Annotated in this window: 15 protein-coding genes, 1 tRNA gene and 1 riboswitch; of the genes, 5 read left to right on the plus strand and 11 right to left on the minus strand. The window is 44.7% G+C overall.

Annotation, left to right across the window (positions count from 1 at the left end; translation table 11 throughout):
• Positions 1–9: 9 nt before the first annotated feature.
• Together HRR27_RS09185 and HRR27_RS09190 are read left to right on the plus strand one after the other, a co-directional pair.
• A complete protein-coding gene (locus HRR27_RS09185; RefSeq protein WP_173273032.1) occupies positions 10–420 on the plus strand; it encodes a hypothetical protein in 411 nt (136 codons plus the stop codon).
• 130 nt (positions 421–550) lie between these two features.
• The gene (locus HRR27_RS09190) at positions 551–1,186 is read left to right on the plus strand and encodes a metallophosphoesterase family protein (RefSeq protein ID WP_173273034.1); all 636 of its coding nucleotides are present in this window, start codon (positions 551–553) and stop codon (positions 1,184–1,186) included.
• A gap of 180 nt (positions 1,187–1,366) precedes the next feature.
• Here the strand turns inward: HRR27_RS09190 and HRR27_RS09195 are convergent.
• The 10 genes from HRR27_RS09195 to HRR27_RS09240 all read right to left on the minus strand — a co-directional run bounded on the left by HRR27_RS09195 (position 1,367) and on the right by HRR27_RS09240 (position 10,269).
• Positions 1,367–1,443, minus strand: a tRNA-Pro gene (locus HRR27_RS09195).
• Between the two features lie 77 nt (positions 1,444–1,520).
• The gene (locus tag HRR27_RS09200; protein WP_173273036.1) at positions 1,521–1,970 is read right to left on the minus strand and encodes a MerR family transcriptional regulator; all 450 of its coding nucleotides are present in this window, start codon (positions 1,968–1,970) and stop codon (positions 1,521–1,523) included.
• Positions 1,957–2,277 carry an integration host factor subunit alpha gene (locus tag HRR27_RS09205; RefSeq protein ID WP_173273038.1) on the minus strand — a complete coding sequence of 107 codons (321 nt, stop codon included), beginning with the start codon at positions 2,275–2,277 and terminating at the stop codon, positions 1,957–1,959. Before HRR27_RS09205 ends, HRR27_RS09200 begins: the two co-directional genes overlap by 14 nt.
• 32 nt (positions 2,278–2,309) lie before the next feature.
• Positions 2,310–4,697, minus strand: coding sequence for a phenylalanine--tRNA ligase subunit beta (gene pheT / locus HRR27_RS09210; RefSeq protein WP_173273040.1), 2,388 nt, complete (start codon positions 4,695–4,697; stop codon positions 2,310–2,312).
• Positions 4,698–4,735: 38 nt separating this feature from the next.
• On the minus strand, positions 4,736–5,734 hold the full coding sequence (gene pheS / locus HRR27_RS09215; protein ID WP_173273042.1) for a phenylalanine--tRNA ligase subunit alpha: 999 nt from the start codon (positions 5,732–5,734) through the stop codon (positions 4,736–4,738).
• Positions 5,735–5,934: 200 nt separating this feature from the next.
• The gene (rplT, locus tag HRR27_RS09220) at positions 5,935–6,291 is read right to left on the minus strand and encodes a 50S ribosomal protein L20 (RefSeq protein WP_173273044.1); all 357 of its coding nucleotides are present in this window, start codon (positions 6,289–6,291) and stop codon (positions 5,935–5,937) included.
• Positions 6,292–6,307: 16 nt separating this feature from the next.
• Entirely contained in the window at positions 6,308–6,505 is a 198-nt protein-coding gene (gene rpmI / locus HRR27_RS09225) for a 50S ribosomal protein L35 (RefSeq protein WP_173273046.1), read from the minus strand.
• Between the two features lie 169 nt (positions 6,506–6,674).
• Entirely contained in the window at positions 6,675–7,226 is a 552-nt protein-coding gene (infC, locus tag HRR27_RS09230) for a translation initiation factor IF-3 (protein WP_173274297.1), read from the minus strand.
• Between the two features lie 31 nt (positions 7,227–7,257).
• Entirely contained in the window at positions 7,258–9,201 is a 1,944-nt protein-coding gene (thrS, locus tag HRR27_RS09235) for a threonine--tRNA ligase (RefSeq protein WP_173273048.1), read from the minus strand.
• A gap of 186 nt (positions 9,202–9,387) precedes the next feature.
• Positions 9,388–10,269 carry an HDOD domain-containing protein gene (locus tag HRR27_RS09240; RefSeq protein ID WP_173273050.1) on the minus strand — a complete coding sequence of 294 codons (882 nt, stop codon included), beginning with the start codon at positions 10,267–10,269 and terminating at the stop codon, positions 9,388–9,390.
• A gap of 222 nt (positions 10,270–10,491) precedes the next feature.
• A riboswitch (TPP riboswitch) is annotated at positions 10,492–10,598 on the plus strand.
• A gap of 92 nt (positions 10,599–10,690) precedes the next feature.
• Here HRR27_RS09240 and HRR27_RS09245 point away from each other — a divergent pair.
• The 3 genes from HRR27_RS09245 (at position 10,691) to pnuC (ending at position 13,755) form a co-directional block, all read left to right on the plus strand.
• A complete protein-coding gene (locus tag HRR27_RS09245; RefSeq protein WP_173273051.1) occupies positions 10,691–12,787 on the plus strand; it encodes a TonB-dependent receptor in 2,097 nt (698 codons plus the stop codon).
• Positions 12,788–12,857: 70 nt separating this feature from the next.
• A complete protein-coding gene (locus HRR27_RS09250) occupies positions 12,858–13,124 on the plus strand; it encodes a YkoF family thiamine/hydroxymethylpyrimidine-binding protein (RefSeq protein WP_173273053.1) in 267 nt (88 codons plus the stop codon).
• Positions 13,114–13,755 carry a nicotinamide riboside transporter PnuC gene (gene pnuC, locus HRR27_RS09255; protein WP_243830816.1) on the plus strand — a complete coding sequence of 214 codons (642 nt, stop codon included), beginning with the start codon at positions 13,114–13,116 and terminating at the stop codon, positions 13,753–13,755. Before HRR27_RS09250 ends, pnuC begins: the two co-directional genes overlap by 11 nt.
• On the opposite strand, the gene HRR27_RS09260 is transcribed toward pnuC, so the two are convergent.
• Positions 13,745–14,686 (minus strand): phosphotransferase, encoded by a 942-nt coding sequence (locus tag HRR27_RS09260; RefSeq protein WP_173273056.1) that lies wholly within the window; start codon positions 14,684–14,686, stop codon positions 13,745–13,747. The genes pnuC and HRR27_RS09260 overlap by 11 nt on opposite strands.
• Between the last annotated feature and the right edge of the window lie 96 nt (positions 14,687–14,782).

Below are 14,782 nucleotides of genomic sequence, written 5' to 3' on the forward strand. Positions count from 1 at the left end.
TGAAAACTCATGAACTATCTGCAAGCCATTAAAATGCTCCGGCAAACTCCGAACCATCCACTATTGGGATTGTTTTTGGACACCGAACAGCAATACTTGCACTTTTTTGTGTTGCAGAGTCGTGAAAATGACACCGCCCAAGTTGATATTTTTTACAGCGGCAGCTATTTATTTGAAATGACCGCCACCGAAGGAAACTACCCACAACAGTCTTTTCCAGCAAGCCTAAAACCTTATTTAGACCTTGCGCAATTTCGTCACTACAACGACATCACTGACCTATACTATATGATTCCCGCACAAATCTTGTACACTCTTTTCCCTGAACTAACCAACCCGACCACGCAGATTCAAGGACCCCAAAACAAAGCGTTTTTTTGCTTGCACGCCGCGGAATTGATTAAACGCTATTGGAAGTAATTGAAACGACATCCTAACTATCCGCCGACTAACGATAAAAACGCGGCCAAAACGCACCATTGCCAGCAAATACCTGAATATTCAACTAACAAACCAAAAGCAAACCAACTCAGGAAATAAACGCTAAACCATGACAAAACTCAGCGACCAAATCAACCTAGACACTTGGATTGTGTCAGATACGCACTTTGGACATGAGGCCATCTTAACGTATGAACCTACTCGAGCAGCTGCGATGCAAGCGGATGGCTTTTCCAACCAAAATGAATGGATGATTCATCAATGGAATCGCCTAGTGGACAAAACAGATTTAGTCTTGCATCTAGGGGATTTTGCCTTCAAAGGTAAGAGTGTCATAGAACAGCTCAATGGTTGCATTGTGTTATTAATCGGCAACCATGATGTGAAAAACGTGCCTTGGTATCGTGCATATCAAAAACAATTTCCTGAAAGGTTTCAACTGATTGAAGAAGCAGGGAAATTATCCGAGCCAATCGGTGTCAGTGGACTGATTAAAACGTTCGCTAATCAAAAAGTATTTTTTAGTCATTACCCGCTGGTTAGCGAAGATCCATTTACTCGAGGTAAAGCCAAAGCGACCCGTGATGCCATGGCTCAATTATTTATTGCAGAGCAATGTGCTTTCAATATCCACGGTCACGTACATTCCAATGACGGTTTTACCGATAAAACTCGTGAACGAAATGTGTCATGGGAAAAAACGGACTTTCAACCCATTCAACTTAAAGAACTGCTCAATCTTTGAAAATTATAAGCAAATCAATACAACTGATTACGTTTGTGTGATTGCTGACTGAGATGCATTTTTGGTCAGTACGATAAAGAAAGTATTTGAATAATATGTCCCTAATAAATCCCAGAAAGGAGTTATTGAGAAAATAAGACTTTCACAGGCTATGTAAGAGATTGTTTTTAAAAGAAAAATTGGTCGGAGTGACAGGATTTGAACCTGCGACCACCACACCCCCAGTGTGGTGCGCTACCAGACTGCGCTACACCCCGATTTTGAGACAGTGCTTTGAGCACTTAATTTTTGAAGAGCGTATTATAACCAGCTAATGAAAGATTCACAGCAAGGATTAATAATTTTCTTCGAGATGCTTTTGAAAGGCATGGATCTGTTGTTGAAGCACTTCCGCAATTTGCCGCGCTTGCTGTAACTGAGCGATATCGCACTTTACGGCTAAAACCAGAGGAGCAAGTGCGCCATCCGTTTGTTGCGACTGCTGAGCAGGTGCCTCAGCAGAAAGCCCATTTTTTGGCTGTTTTGCTAAACGATTCTGTGCGCCGGCAATCGTCAAACCTTCGTCATTTAACAAATGACTGATTTCAATAATCAGCAGGACGTCATCACGTTGATAATAACGACGTCCGCTACGTTTAGATGGCGTTAACTGAACAAAATGCTGTTCCCAATAACGCAATACATGATCTTTAATACCAGTAAAGCGCGATACCTCACCAATGGTGAGGTACTTTTTAGCGGGAATCGAGTCTAAATCGAAAGATTTTGTCTTAGTTGCTACCATCAAAACTGTCTATTTGCGCGCGTAATTTTTGACCAGGTTTAAATGTTACCACTCTTCTTGCCGAAATAGGAACATCTTCACCGGTTCTTGGATTTCTTCCTGGACGCGATGCTTTATCACGCAGTTCAAAATTTCCAAATCCAGATAATTTTATCTGCTCTCCGGACACCAACACATCGCTGATTTCTTCGTAGAACTGTTCAACCAAGTCTTTTGATTCACGTTTATTAAAACCGAATGTATCGGACAGTTGTTGCGCAATTTGCGCTTTGGTTAAAGTATTACTATCTGCCCATTCTTCAGACATACTTGTACCCCTAATCACTTTTCTTCTGATCCTTAACGTAGTTGTGCATTAACGGTATCTTTAGCAACCTGCAGAATGCGAGCAACCAGCGCTTCCACTTCTGCATCTTCTAAAGTGCGTTCTTGATGTTGTAATTTCAAGGTAAGCGCGACACTTTTCTGATTTGGTTCAACACCTTGGCCACGATAAATATCAAAAATTTCAACATTGCGTAAAATTTCTGATTCAACGTGCACCGCATCCAACAACTGTTGCACTGGCAAAGATTGTTCAACCACAAAAGCTAAGTCACGCTGTACTTCTGGAAACTTAGAAATCCCTTGCGCCGCCGGAACGTCCATCGTCATCAAGGCATCCTGGCGAATCTGGAACATGAACACGGTGCCTGAAACCCCCATGGTTTTAAGCAATTGCGGATGCAATTGACCAATAACCCCAACTTCCTTACCATCTTTCATCAAAGAGGCTGACTGACCTGGGTGCAGTGCGGGATTACGGCAAGCCTCAAAACGAATTTTACCAAGTTGATGGCTCATACGTAGCAAGGTTTCAACATCGCCTTTCAGGTCAAAAAAGTCAGCATTTCGTGACTTTTCATCCCAACCGGATGCCGCTACAGGACCAACGATCGCGGCCGCTAACATCGGTACTTGCGTTGCGCCAGTGGCTTCTTGATCGTTTTTATAGAAGACCAAACCAGATTCGAACACACGAACACGCCCTTGCTGGCGATTCTGATTGTAAGCAATGCTTTGTAGAAGACCAGGGAAAAGCGTGGTGCGCATCGCTTTCATATCTTCCGAAATCGGATTCTGCAACAGCACATAAGGCAAGTCCGGCGCCAAAGCGATTTGCTTCTTCTCCTCAACAAACGAATAAGTCACCACTTCGTTATAACCATTTTGTACCAATGCAATTTTAAGTGCCATCAACTCTTGTTCAGACTCTGGCAACTCGCGCAAAGTAATCGGCGCCATAACCGGATCTTCTGGCAAATTGTTATAGCCATAAACACGGCCAATTTCTTCGACCAAATCCATCTCGATTTGCATATCAAAACGATAGGATGGCGCGGTTAGCAACCAACCATCAGCTATGCGCACAACGCTAAAACCAAGACGCTCAAAAATCGCCTCGACCGTTTCCGCAGGAACGGCAACACCAAGCTTCTCGACCAGCGTTTGTTCACGAAGCGTAATTTGCGCCACACTCGGCATATACTCATCGCTGATATGCGCCGAAATTTGCGACACTTCACCGCCGGCGATTTCTAACAGCAAGCTCAAAGCACGATTTAAAGCACGCTCCGGCAACATTGGGTCAACACCACGCTCAAAGCGCATCGATGAGTCGGTATGCAAGCCATAGGCACGCGCTTTTCCGGTAATCGCCAAAGGCGCAAAATGCGCGCATTCAAAAAAGATCGCACTCGTTGCATCGGTGACTGAGGTACTTAGGCCACCCATCACACCCGCAAGCGCAATCACACCACTATCATCGGCGATTACCAAAGTACCCTCTTTGAGAGTAATCTCTTTCTCATCGAGGGTTATCAGTTTCTCACCCGCTTGCGCCATGCGCACTTGCACCGTTCCTTGCAATTTCGCTAAATCAAAGGCGTGCATCGGTTGACCCATTTCCAGCAGAACGTAGTTGGTAATATCAACCGTTAAGCTCAGCGGACGCAAACCGGAACGTTCCAGGCGCTGCTTCATCCAAACAGGCGTTGCTGCTTGAGGGTTAAAGCCGCTGACCACGCACCCTAAATATTTTGGACACGCCTTAGGTTCTGCCACTTGAATCGCCACGGAACAAGGCTCTGAACCAGCCATCTCACACTCTACGAACGGAACCTTAAAAGGTGCCGCACTGATGGCATGAACATCACGTGCGATCCCTAAAACACTGAAGCAATCCGCGCGGTTTGGGGTCAAATCAACATCCAAAGAGGTGTCATTTAAATCCAAATAGTCACGCACATCCATACCGATTGGCGCATCTGAAGGCAACAAATGCAAACCGTCAACACCGTCATCTGGCAAACCAATTTCACTGGCACCGCACAGCATACCGTTAGACGGTACACCGCGAAGTTTCGCTTTTTTGATTTTAAAATCACCCGGCAAAACCGCGCCGACCATCGCGCAACACACTTTTTGCCCAGGTGCGACATTTTTTGCACCGCAGACGATTTGCACTAATTCACTCTGGCCGACATCAACTTGTGTCACGTTCAACTTATCTGCGTCAGGATGTTTTTCCATCGACACCACGTGAGCAACCACCACATGACTAAATTGTCCAGCAACCGGTTCAACGGCATCGACTTCCAAACCGGCTAAACTGAGCGCTTCAGCTAACTCGTTCGCATCCCACTCTGGGTTGGTCCATTGACGTAACCAATTCTCACTAAATTTCATCTTTTTCAGTGCCTTTTCTTTATCGCTTGCCGCAGTGTTTAGTTAAATTGTTTTAGGAAACGCAGATCGTTTTCAAAGAACTGACGTAAGTCTTTGACGTTGTAACGCAACATCGCTAAGCGCTCCACACCCAAACCGAAAGCCAAACCGGTGTATTCGTTCGGATCAATACCGACGTTTTCCAGCACTTTCGGATGCACCATACCGCAACCCAATACCTCTAACCAACGCCCTTCACCAAATAAGGTAGTGGAAATATCGACTTCTGCAGAAGGCTCGGTAAACGGGAAATATGAAGGACGGAAACGCACTTGCAAATCGTTGTCTTCAAAAAACTCACGTAAAAATTGAATCAGCAAACTGCGGAGTTGCGAAAAACTGGCGTTTTTCTCAATAATCAAACCTTCTACCTGATGAAACATCGGTGTATGAGTTTGGTCTGAATCGCAACGATAGACGCGCCCCGGTGCAATAATACGCAACGGCGGCTGTTTGTTTTCCATAGTGCGAATCTGCACACCGGAAGTGTGAGTGCGCAAAACCGTGTTTTCATTGACGTAAAAAGTATCATGCATTGCGCGTGCCGGATGAGTTTCCGGAATATTCAACGCCTCAAAGTTATGCCAGTTATCTTCGATTTCCGGCCCTGTTTCTACCGTAAATCCGGCTTTTGAGAATAAGGTTTCAATCCGATTCAAGGTGCGCGTTACTGGGTGTAAACTGCCAACATCGACACCGCGTCCTGGTAAAGTCACATCAACCGTTTCTTCTGCCAGTTTTTGCATTAACTGTGCATCATCAAGCTGACGTTTCTTTTCGTTTAACAACGACTGCACGGTTTGCTTGGCTTCGTTAATAACCTGCCCTGCTTTAGGACGCTCTTCCGGCGACAATTTACCAAGGGTTTTCATCACCTCGGTTAACGCCCCTTTTTTACCTAAAAACTGCACGCGCAATTCATCGAGCTTAGTTAAATCTTGAACCTCTGTAATCGCTTCTTTGGCAGCCGCGATAATGCTTTGCAACTCTTCTTGCATGATTTCTTAAGTCCTAAAACAGCTTAAAATTCTTTATAAAACAAAGGATTATATCCGAAATAAAGGGGGTTCGTTTTCTAAAAAACGTAATAACCCGTTCTTTTATAAAGACTTGGAAAAAACAAAATAGCACAAAAAAATAGGGGACCAGAGCCCCCTACTTTTAACGAAACCATTTTACCGGTTTGCGAATGTGCGACTTACACTAGCGCTGCTTTTGCTTGTTCAGCAATGGCAGTAAACGCTGCTGCATCATGCACTGCGATGTCTGCAAGAACCTTACGGTCTACTTGAATACCCGCTTTTGTCAAACCGTCGATAAAACGGCTGTACGTCATACCGTTCATACGAGCTGCAGCGTTAATACGCGCAATCCATAAACGACGGAATTGACGCTTTCTTTGACGACGGTCACGGTATGCATATTGACCCGCTTTGATTACCGCTTGACGAGCAACACGGAAAACCTTGCGACGAGCACCGAAATAACCTTTTGCCGCTTTTAGTACTTTATTATGACGACGACGTGCAATCACGCCTCTTTTAACTCTTGCCATTTTTCAATCTCTCCTATTAAGCGTAAGGCAACATGCGGCGAACCATTGCCACATCGTGATCGTGAATCATGCTACCAGAACGTAGCTGACGTTTACGCTTTGTCGTTTTCTTAGTAAGAATGTGACGTAGGTGAGCCTGTTTACATTTAAAACGGCCAGAACCAGTTTTCTTGAAGCGCTTAAGTGCGCTGCTGTTAGATTTCATCTTTGGCATGAAATAAAACTCCGCATTTAAGTGAGTGTCGAAACACCACTTGATTTCTTAACTAGCCTCTTAGCGAGGCCACATGGAAACAACGAACAGCACTGAGGGAGCTGCACCGGAAACGCCCATATGAATGAAACGCCCCAGCTGTTGTAGTTGGCTTAAATTAGCGAGCTAATCAGCCTTTTTTGATTGGAGCAACCATCATTTGCATTTGACGACCTTCCATCTTCGGCATCTGTTCAACAGCACCGATTTCCTGAATGTCTTCGCGCACGCGCTCCAATACTTTCAATCCCAGTTCCTTATGGGTAATTTCACGGCCACGGAACCAAATAGTTACCTTGACACGATCTCCCTTAGTTAGGAATTTCACCAGGTTGCGTAGCTTGACCTGATAATCCCCCTCCTCAGTTCCTGGGCGAAATTTAACTTCTTTAACTTGAACTTGTTTTTGGTTTTTCTTTGCTTCATGCGCTTTTTTCTGCTGCTGATACAAATACTTGCCATAGTCCATTACTTTGCAAACCGGAGGACTTGCTTTGGCTGCAATTTCGACTAAATCTAAACCCGCTTCAGTTGCCGCTGCTAAAGCGTCTTGAATTGAAACGACACCTGCCTGTTCGCCGGCTGCATCGATTAATCGAACTTCTTTAGCAATAATTGCATGATTAATGCGATCTTTTGGCGCTTCAGGTTGTTGCGGTCTAGGACGACCACCTCTACGAATTGCGATAGCAATATCCTCCAGTTGTTAAAAATTAGTTTTGGGTGTCGGGTGATTCCACCACTCGGCCAAGATTGGCGACATCGTCTAACAGTAACTTAATAATCTGTTCGAAATCGAATGAACCTAGGTTTTGGCCGCCACGAGCACGGACGTTAACCGAGCCCTGCTCTTTCTCTTGGTCACCTACAACCAAGATGTATGGTACACGTTGCATCGTGTGCTCGCGAATTTTAAACCCAACCTTTTCATTTCTCAAGTCTGTTTCGACCCTAAAGCCATGTTTTTGCAGTTTTTTCGCAAAATCTTGCACATATTCATTGTGAACTTCAGAAATTGAGGCAATCACGACTTGCACGGGCGCCAACCACGTTGGGAATTTTCCTTCGTAATGCTCGACCAAAATTCCGACAAAACGCTCCAGCGATCCTAAAATCGCACGGTGAATCATCACCGGATGTTTTTTCTCGTTATTTGAATCAACGTACACCGCATTTAAGCGTTCAGCTTGTGTCATCGAGAAATCCAACTGAATCGTACCGCACTGCCAAACACGGCCAATACAGTCTTTCAATTGGAACTCAATTTTCGGGCCATAGAAAGCACCTTCGCCCGGTTGCAGAGCATAGTCAAGACCGGCATCTTTCAAGGTTTCTTCCAGCGCAGCTTCCGCTAAATCCCAAACTTCATCTGCACCAACGCGCATTTCAGGACGAGTTGAGAACTTCACCGCAATCTTATCAAAACCGAAATCTTTATAGGTTTCATACACTAAATCGATACAGCCTTGCACTTCCGATTTGATCTGTTCCGGCGTACAAAAAATATGCGCATCATCTTGGGTAAACGAACGCACACGCATCAAACCATGCAGCGTTCCCGAAGGCTCGTTACGATGCACTGTTCCAAATTCAGCAATGCGCGTTGGTAAATCACGGTAAGAGCGTAAATGCTGGTTGTAAACCTGAATATGTCCGGGGCAGTTCATCGGCTTCACCGCATAATCGCGATTATCGGTTTCCGTGGTGAACATATTCTCTTTAAACTTGTCCCAGTGACCCGATTTTTCCCATAGCGAACGGTCCATAATAAATGGGGTACGAATTTCGTCATAATCGTTAGCGACTAACTGGCCGCGCATGTACTCTTCTACAACGCGATAAAGGGTATACCCTTTTGGATGCCAATAAGCCATCCCCGGCGCGACTTCATCAACATGGAATAGGTCAAGTGCTTTACCCAATTTACGGTGATCGCGTTTTTCCGCTTCTTCCATCATTTTCAGATAGTCTGCCAAATCGTCTTTATTGGCAAAGGCCACACCGTAAATACGTTGCAACATCTTGTTTTCAGAATTACCACGCCAGTAAGCACCGGCAACGTGCGTCAGCTTGAACGCTTTGGTAAAAGACATATTTGGCACATGCGGACCAACGCACATATCAACGTATTCTTCATGGAAATAGAAACCGAACTGGCTCTCATTTGGCAGATCTCGAATCAATTCCAACTTATAATCTTCGCCACGTTCTTCAAAGGTCTTAATCGCTTCGTCACGCGGCAGCACTTTCTTAACAACCGCGTATTTAGTTTTCGCCAGTTCATTCATGCGCTTTTCAATGGTTTTTAAATCGTCCGGCGTAACCTTGTACTCCATATCGATGTCATAGTAAAAACCATTATCGATAACCGGTCCGATTGCCATTTTGACATCTGGATAAAGCTGCTTCAGCGCGTGCCCCAACAAATGCGCGCAAGAGTGGCGCATAATATGTATGCCGTCATCGTCTTTCATGGTCACAATTTCAAGCGTTGCGTCTTGGGTAATTAAATCACACGCATCTTTCAGGGTGCCGTTAACACGCCCCGCGACCGTCGCTTTTGCTAAGCCGGTACCGATGCTTTCCGCAACCTGCATAACAGACACTGCTTGCTCAAATTCTTTTGTTGACCCGTCAGGTAAAGTGATGATTGGCATAAAGGGAATCTCTTTAATATTATGCGTTTAAATTAAAAAACACATAATATTAGCATTTTCTGTCTAGCTAAAGAAAATATTTGCAAAAAATGCGATGAACGTCGTAAAGCGCAAAAGAGATAACAAGCCCAGAATACACGTCTCTCCCTCTTTACAAGAGACAATCGAGACTTAATTTGGGCTTATTTAATTGACATTGTTGCTGGGGCTAAGGTGATTAAATTCGACAAAAGATTTTTGCAAGACCGATTCAAAATGCTCGTTGGATACATTCAGCTCTTCTAACGCAACGTCCACTTTTTCATCTACTTTCGGCCAGTACTCTGGAGGTATTTCACCAATTCCATTGTCGACACCTAATTTGAATGCGCCAATCTCAGTGAGGTATGTAAGATAAGCATAAGCCGAAAAACCCTCTTTCACCTTGTCTGGAATATGATGATAGGCCACACCCATAATGACCTCTTGTGAAAAATTCCATAACTGTAATAGTCGTGCGCTCATCAGGGCATGATAGGTGCCAAATGCTTTATTTTCATGCACGGGTAATTTGAGGATATTAAAATCAACTTTCGTCAAAACTTCTTGATATTTATCACGATTTTCTAAGGCTAACAAGTAAATACCAATGTCGCGTAACAGGCCGCACAAAAACGCTTCGCCCTGATTAAGCTTACATAATTCTGCCAAATTTTGACCAATCAGTGCGCTAAGCATCGCTTGGCGCATAAAACGCTCCTCACTAAACGGTGGCTTACGTTTAAAAGACTGCTGATAACTGATGGCGTACGCCAACATCCGCACATCGTGCAAACCAATACGAATGACCGCTTCAAACAGATCATTTACCTGCGAACCCAAAGAGTACTTGGCGGTGTTCGCCATAAAAATAATACCTGCCGTTAAGCGTGAGTCCATCGCAATCAAATTAACGATGTCATCAATATCGGCATTGGATTCATCGGACAACAGTTTTTCCAGCTTGATTAACGCATCCGGAATATGCGGTAAGTCACCCAGTTCAGCAAGGCGTTCGACAATTTCTTTGGTAACACTGGCTTCTGACAAAGGAACCTCTAAAAACGGAATTAAACAATCATTTAAACATCATAACATAGCTCTGGGTCATGCTATCAATCGGCATTTAGTCACCAGTAAATCAATGGGGTCCCATGTAAAAGCACCACAATCAGGACACTTTTCGCTTAAGCAAGCGATAAATTTTAATTTTTTCACATTCAGGAGTAAAATCCTCAGCATATTTTAACTGTTTAACATTTAATTAACTCAAATCATGCCAAGGGGAGGCCGAACATCCGGCCTGAGATTTCATTGCGAAAGACCCTTAAGCACCTGATCCGGATAATACTGGCGTAGGGATGGCAAACATAGCAAAACCGACATTTTTGATGTCGCATTTTTTCTGTTTTTCTTCTTACGAGGTGCGATTGATATTTTATCAATCTGGCATTTGTTGTAAGGAAAAACCATGCAAAGAAAACTTCTCCTCAGTGCCCTACTGACCGCTATCAGTTCAACAGCCATTGCACAGACTGAATTAGAAACCGTCACCGTTAATGCGGATTTTCGTGCAACCGACATTGAAAACAGCAGCACAAGCGTGTCCGTAATTGACAGCATTGAATTGAACAAACGCAACGCACAACATATGCAAGACGCGTTAAACCTTGCGCCAAATGTTAACTTTGCAAGCGGTGCATCACGCGGCAATTACGTGCAAATTCGCGGCATTGGCGAACGCAGTCAATTTGAAACGCCTATCAACCCTTCCGTTGGTTTATCGATTGACGGGATTGATTACAGCAGAACCGGTTCAGCCGGCCTCCTTTTCGACACCAAACAAGTGGAAATTTTACGCGGCCCACAGGGAACCGTATTTGGCGCAAGCGGCATGGCCGGAATGGTCGTTATCACTAGCAATGAACCGACCAAAGACACCGAAGGTTATGTTTCACAAGGGTTTGGCAGCTACAACACAAGCACGACAGAAGCAGCAATCGGCGGCACGATTATCGAAGACAAATTATTGGGTCGACTGGGCGTTCACAGTCATCAATCAGACGGTTACATCACCAATGAATACCTTGAACGCGATGACACCAATAACCAAGATGAAATGGCCGCCAGAGCCCAGTTCAAATGGTTCGCTAGTGATACCTTAACCTTTGATATCACCGCTATGCACATCAAAACCAATAACGGCTACGACGCCTTCAACCTTGAAAATGGCTATACCACTGAGTCGGATACTCCAGGTAAAGACGCGCTGGATTCCAGCGCCCTGTCAGTAAAAGCGACTTGGAAAATCAATCCTGCCGTGATTATGCAAACCACCTTATCAGCAAGTAACTCAGACATTGAGTATAGCTATGATGAAGACTGGGTCTATGCCGGTAAATTTGATGAGAATCTTTATCCGTACAATTATTTTGACGAATACCTTCGCGATCGCCAAAACAGCACCGCAGAAGTGCGCTTGCTGTCTTCTGAACAAGGGCGTATTTTCAATAACACTACAGACTGGGTTATTGGCGCTTATCAAAACCGTCAAGATGAAGGTTTAGTACGTAATCGCGATAAAGACACTGCGGATGGCAACACACCAACAACGGTAACAACCAGCCAGTTTGATACGATCAACAGCGCCCTCTATGGCCAATTGGATTATCACGCCACCCCTGCCTTGACATACAGCTTTGGGCTACGCGGTGAGCGCTATGAATCGGATTACACCGATTCAAACGGTGAAAATAATCAAGTCAATGAAACCTTATTTGGCGGCAAACTGGCGGCTCAATACCAAATCAACCCACTGCACAACAGCGTCACTTCACTTTCGCGTGGCTTCAAAGCCGGCGGCGTGAATAGTAGCCCCCTGCTAGACTCTCAATATCGCAACTTCACGCCCGAATATTTGTGGAACCTCGAAACCGGATTAAATTCATCTTTCATGGACAATGCGCTAAAAACTCGCATCACCGTGTTTTACTCATGGCGTGACAATCCGCAAACCAGTAACTCCGCTTACAATCCAGACGAGCAAGAATTTGTGGCCTACACGGGAAATACCGAGCGAGGCTACAATTACGGCTTAGAAGCGGAGTTTGATTGGCATCTAAACGATGAGTGGCGAGCCATCGGCTCACTGGGCTTACTGCAAAGCGGCTTGAGTGCTTACACCTATACAGGGACTTACGGTGAAGAATTCTTTATTGCCGAGGGACGCGACCAAGCGCATGCGCCCAACTATCAGTTTTCAATTGGTGCCGAATACTACTTCGCAGCAAACTGGACATTGGCAATGAACATCGAAGGCAAAGACGGCTTCTATTACTCCGATAACCATAATGAAACATCTTCAGGCTATGAACTGGTCAATGCCAGTTTAGAGTATGCTGAAAACAACTGGACCTTAACCTTATGGGCACGCAATCTATTGAATCGTGAATATGATGTACGTGGCTTCTATTTTGGCAATGACCCAAGCGCCGAATACGCCTCAATGGTGTACACCCAAAAAGGTGAACCGCGTATGCTCGGATTAAACTTCCGTTACGACTTCTAGGAAGACAAAAAACAAAGGTCCATCGCGGGCCTTTTGTTTTCCCCCCCAAAAAAATAAAGGTTCTTTTAGTATGAAAATTTCAGTTGATATAAGCATGTACCCACTGCATGAAGATTACTGCCAGCCAATCATCGATTTTATTGAGGCGATGGAACAACACAGCGCAGTATCGATTCAACGCAACAGCATGAGCACACATATTTACGGCGAGTTTTCTGATGTGATGGGTGCGATGAATAATGAAATCGAACAGGTTTTGCAAAAACTCCCCACCACGGTCTTTGTGATTAAGCTAATTGGCACCGACCGCGAAAAGGTTAACTACCGTGGCTGCTGATTCCAATTGGCTGCTGAATGCGTTTAACGCGCTACTGGCGCAATCCGGCTGGGAGTGGTTAGCGGTTTTTTTAGGCATCGCCTATGTGATTCTCGCTGCCAAAAATTCCAAATGGGCTTGGCCAAGTGCTTTTGTCAGCACATTAACTTATACCGTGCTGTTTTGGGAAGGACAATTGCCGATGCAAGCCCTACTCAACGCCTATTATTTAATCATGGCGCTGTACGGCTTCTGGTTATGGAGTCAATCGGAAAAAACAACGACCACTGAACAAAGCGCAACCCATGTTTCGATACATCAACGCAGTTGGAAGTTTCATATCGGCTTTATCGCTCTAGGTACAACCTTAAGTGCACTGATTGGTTGGTATTTAGCGTCATCAGAGGCAAGTCAATTACCTTATCTGGATGCAACGGTCACGGTTTTCTCGGTGATGAATACCGTACTAATGGCTCGTAAAGTTTTGGAAAACTGGCTGTACTGGATCGTGATTGATGCCGCTGCCATCTATCTATACTGGGAAAGCGGCTTCTACGTGACGATTATTATGTTTAGTTTGTATCTACTGCTTGCGTTTTACGGCTATCGTCAGTGGAAACAACTGATCACCCAACAACAAACTAGTCAATAATCTCATCGAGTATTGGTGGCAAACTTCGCCACCAATTCCAATCTTGATCACCCAGCAATCCGATACCGCAAAACAAGGCACGATACAACATCCGAACTTGCTGCAAATCTGCTCGACTTGGCATACTAACCCTTTGCTTATATTCAAGAATAACGATTTTAATCTGGCTTGCAGTCAATATCACTTCAAGCATTAACCAATCCATTTCCAAAGGTGCGCTAAGGGCTGCATCGAGGTCAAGTAACACCAAATTACCTTCCGGATTTCTGACAAACTGATCCCAACGTAAATCCAACACCATTGGCACCAAAGACAACGGTTTTACGCTGAGCCCGCAGTCCACTAACTCTGCTTTTTCATCAGTTTCCATACTCTGTAAACGCTCTGACTGGTGTAAAAATTGCACAATACGCTGTTGAAACTCACTCAAAGACAAACAATTCGATGCACCCAAACCCCCAATACCTTGCTGCTCAAGCTGATGCATAGCCACTAGATACCGCGCTAACTGCTGACAATCAGCAGCACAAACCGACTGAACATCCAGTGTCTGTCCCTCGACAAAGTCGGTCAATAGCACCGCCTTACCACCCTTATCAGCAACACAACAGGCCAATAAGTTCGGCACCGACAACATGGCTCGTTCTGCAAAAAAACGATAAGTTCCGGCGAGCCGCGAATAATCTGCACTTAAATCCCAAGCAAACAACGTCTGTGCACCCTGCCAAAAAGGCTGTTGCCGTAACCTTGGCAAATCCGCCAACTTCAGAACGGCAGCTTGGTTCACCCCCTCAAGTCGCCAAATCTGATGGGTACTATCGCTAAACTTTACACCGTAAAGCTGAGCATCGTCATAAGCCTCCAACAAAGCATTACAGGGCTTGCCGAGCAAGCCTCTCAGAAGATCAATTGAATTGCCATAAACTGCCATCTAACTATGCCATTGGTTCGTTTTGAGTTGAATTAAGTTGCATAAGTCTAACAAACACGACCAGCAAGGAATTTCCTTTTAGAAAATTTTTCAAAA

Origin of the sequence: Thiosulfatimonas sediminis (assembly GCF_011398355.1) — a bacterium.
GTDB lineage: Bacteria > Pseudomonadota > Gammaproteobacteria > Thiomicrospirales > Thiomicrospiraceae > Thiomicrorhabdus > Thiomicrorhabdus sediminis_A.

Bases quoted from the DNA above. Each gene is read 5' to 3' on its own strand.
- pheT (WP_173273040.1), bottom strand. From the start codon at position 4,697: ATGAAATTTAGTGAGAATTGGTTACGTCAATGGACCAACCCAGAGTGG.
- HRR27_RS09185 (WP_173273032.1), top strand. From the start codon at position 10: ATGAACTATCTGCAAGCCATTAAAATGCTCCGGCAAACTCCGAACCAT.
- HRR27_RS09205 (WP_173273038.1), bottom strand. From the start codon at position 2,277: ATGTCTGAAGAATGGGCAGATAGTAATACTTTAACCAAAGCGCAAATT.
- rpmI (WP_173273046.1), bottom strand. From the start codon at position 6,505: ATGCCAAAGATGAAATCTAACAGCAGCGCACTTAAGCGCTTCAAGAAA.
- thrS (WP_173273048.1), bottom strand. From the start codon at position 9,201: ATGCCAATCATCACTTTACCTGACGGGTCAACAAAAGAATTTGAGCAA.
- pheS (WP_173273042.1), bottom strand. From the start codon at position 5,734: ATGCAAGAAGAGTTGCAAAGCATTATCGCGGCTGCCAAAGAAGCGATT.
- HRR27_RS09200 (WP_173273036.1), bottom strand. From the start codon at position 1,970: ATGGTAGCAACTAAGACAAAATCTTTCGATTTAGACTCGATTCCCGCT.
- HRR27_RS09260 (WP_173273056.1), bottom strand. From the start codon at position 14,686: ATGGCAGTTTATGGCAATTCAATTGATCTTCTGAGAGGCTTGCTCGGC.
- rplT (WP_173273044.1), bottom strand. From the start codon at position 6,291: ATGGCAAGAGTTAAAAGAGGCGTGATTGCACGTCGTCGTCATAATAAA.
- HRR27_RS09190 (WP_173273034.1), top strand. From the start codon at position 551: ATGACAAAACTCAGCGACCAAATCAACCTAGACACTTGGATTGTGTCA.
- HRR27_RS09250 (WP_173273053.1), top strand. From the start codon at position 12,858: ATGAAAATTTCAGTTGATATAAGCATGTACCCACTGCATGAAGATTAC.
- HRR27_RS09245 (WP_173273051.1), top strand. From the start codon at position 10,691: ATGCAAAGAAAACTTCTCCTCAGTGCCCTACTGACCGCTATCAGTTCA.